This window comes from Pseudoduganella flava, assembly GCF_007830495.1.
Taxonomy (GTDB): Bacteria; Pseudomonadota; Gammaproteobacteria; order Burkholderiales; family Burkholderiaceae_D; genus Rugamonas; species Rugamonas flava.
Genome location: NZ_VLKW01000029.1, coordinates 1 through 2723 on the forward strand (window position 1 = coordinate 1; position 2723 = coordinate 2723).

1 pseudogene is annotated in these 2723 nt (G+C 66.0%); it reads left to right on the forward strand.

Annotated features, from left to right (window positions below):
- Nucleotides 1-2723: pseudogene (locus IP92_RS29750) on the forward strand (calcium-binding protein); the annotation flags it as partial.

Genomic DNA, 2723 nt, shown 5'->3' on the forward strand with positions numbered 1-2723 from the left:
CGCAATATCGAGAAGATCGAGTTCGCCGACGGCACGGCGGACCTGAAGGACCTGTACCCGAATCAGCCGACTGACTTCGGCGACTACCTGCGCGGCACCGATGCCGGCGAAACGATCAATGGCGGCCTTGGGAACGACACGATGGCCGGCGGTGCGGGCAACGACACGTACGTGATCGGCGAAGCGCTGGACGTGATCGAAGAGAGCGCCGACAACGGCACCGACACGGCCGAAGTGGCGCTGGCCTCGGGCACGTACACGCTGGTGGACAACGTCGAAAACGGCATCGTCACCGGCAAGGGCGCGGTCAGCCTGACCGGCAACGCTGCCAATAACGCGCTGACCGGTAATGGCGCCGCGAACACGCTGACGGGCGGTGCCGGCAACGACACGCTCGACGGCCAGGCCGGTGCCGACAAACTGATCGGCGGCACGGGCGACGACACGTACGTTGTCGATAATGCCGGCGACACCGTCACCGAAGCGAAGGATGGCGGGAGCGACACCGTGCGGACCACGCTGGCGAAGTACACGCTGGGCGCGTTCACCGAGCATCTCGTTTATACGGGCACCGCGGCGTTCGCCGGCACCGGCAATGCGGAAGCCAACGGGATCATTGGCGGCACCGGCAACGACACGTTGTCCGGCATGAGCGGCAACGACACGTTGGCCGGCAACGGCGGCACCGACGTGCTCGACGGCGGCACAGAAGACGACACCGCGATCCTGGCCGGCAACCGCGCCGACTACACGGTCAAGCGCACGACGGCGACGGATACGACGTTCACGCGCACCGGTGAATCTGTCACCGTGCGCAATATCGAGAAGATCGCGTTCGCCGACGGCACGGTGGACCTGAAGGACCTGTACCCGAACGAGCCAACCAACTTCGGCGACTACCTGCGCGGCACCGAAGCCGCCGAAACGATCAACGGCGGCCTGGGCAACGACACGATGGCCGGCGGCGCCGGCAACGACACCTACGTGATCGGCGAAGCACTGGACGTCATCGAAGAGGGCGTGGACAAAGGCACCGATACGGCCGAAGTGGCGCTGGCGTCGGGCACCTACACGCTGGCCGACAACGTCGAGAACGGCATCGTCACCGGCAAGGGAGCCGTCAACCTGACCGGCAACGCAGCCAACAACGCGCTGACCGGCAACGCCGCGGCGAACACGCTGACCGGCGGCGCCGGCAACGACACGCTCGACGGCCAGGGCGGCGCCGACAAGCTGATCGGCGGCGCAGGCGACGACACGTACTACGTCGATAACGCCGGCGACACCGTCACTGAACTGAAAGACGGCGGGACCGATACCGTGCGCACCGCGCTGGCCAAATACACGCTGGCGGCCGAAGTGGAAAACCTCGTCTACACCGGCACCACGGCGTTTGCCGCCACCGGCAACGCGCTGGCCAACACGATCACGGGCAGCACCGGCAACGAGACGATCGACGGCGCAGCGGGCAGCGATACCTATGTCGCAACTGGCGCCTTTGCCGACTACGCGCGCCAGCGCCCGAACGCGACCGACCTGGTGCTCGTGAAAGGTAACCAGACGATCACGCTGAAGAACGTCGAGCAGGTGCAGTTCAGCGACGGCGTGAAGACGCTCGTCGAGCTGTACGACAACGTCGCGTCGATCGCGAACGACAAGCTGACCGGTACCGACGCCAACGACCTGCTGAACGGCCTGGCCGGCGCCGACGAACTGAAAGGTGGCAAGGGCAACGACACCTATGTGGTCGATAACGCCGGCGACATCGTCATCGAGAACGCCGACGAAGGCATCGATCTGGTCAACGTCGCCTTCACAGCCAAGGGCACGTACGCGATGACGGAAAACGTCGAGAACGCGACCGTCACCGCAGCCGCATCGATCGCGGTCAACGTCACCGGCAACGCGCTCGACAACGTCATCACCGGCAACGATGCGGCCAATGCGCTGACCGGCGGCGCCGGCAACGACACCCTCAATGGCGGCAAGGGCAGCGACACGCTGACGGGTGGCACGGGCAACGATACGTACTACGTCGACGCGGCCGGCGACAAGGTGGTCGAAGAGGGCAACGACAGCGACGACAAGGTCATCACGACGTTGACGAATTACACGTTGACAAACGGCGTCGAGAAGCTGGTCTACGACGGCACTGCGGCCTTCACCGGCACGGGCAACGGGGCCGGTAACCAGATCGACGGCGCGGGCGGCAACGACGTGCTCTCGGGCGCGGCGGGCAACGACGTCCTTCAAGGCTTCGGCGGCAATGACAAGCTCGATGGCGGAGCGGACAACGACGAGCTGCAGGGCGGCGCCGGCAACGACACGCTACTGGGCGGCGCCGGCGACGATCGCCTGCTGCCGGGCGAAGGCGTCGACCTGGTCGATGGCGGTGAGGGCAAGGACAACGTGGTCGTGCAGGGGAACTTCACCGACTACGCACGCCAGCGGCCGACGACGACCGACACGGTGCTGATCAACCTGACGACGCATGAGCAGGTCACGCTGCGCAACGTGGAGGCCGTGATCTTCGCCGACGGCGAGAAGAGCCTGGAGCAGGTGCACGAGAACACCGCAAGCCCGGACGCAAACAACATCGTGGGCACGGACGGCAACGACCTGCTCGATGGCCTGGCTGGCGCGGACCAGCTGGCCGGCGGCAAGGGCGACGATACCTACGTGGTCGACAACGCCGGCGACGTGGTCACCGAGAACGCCGATCA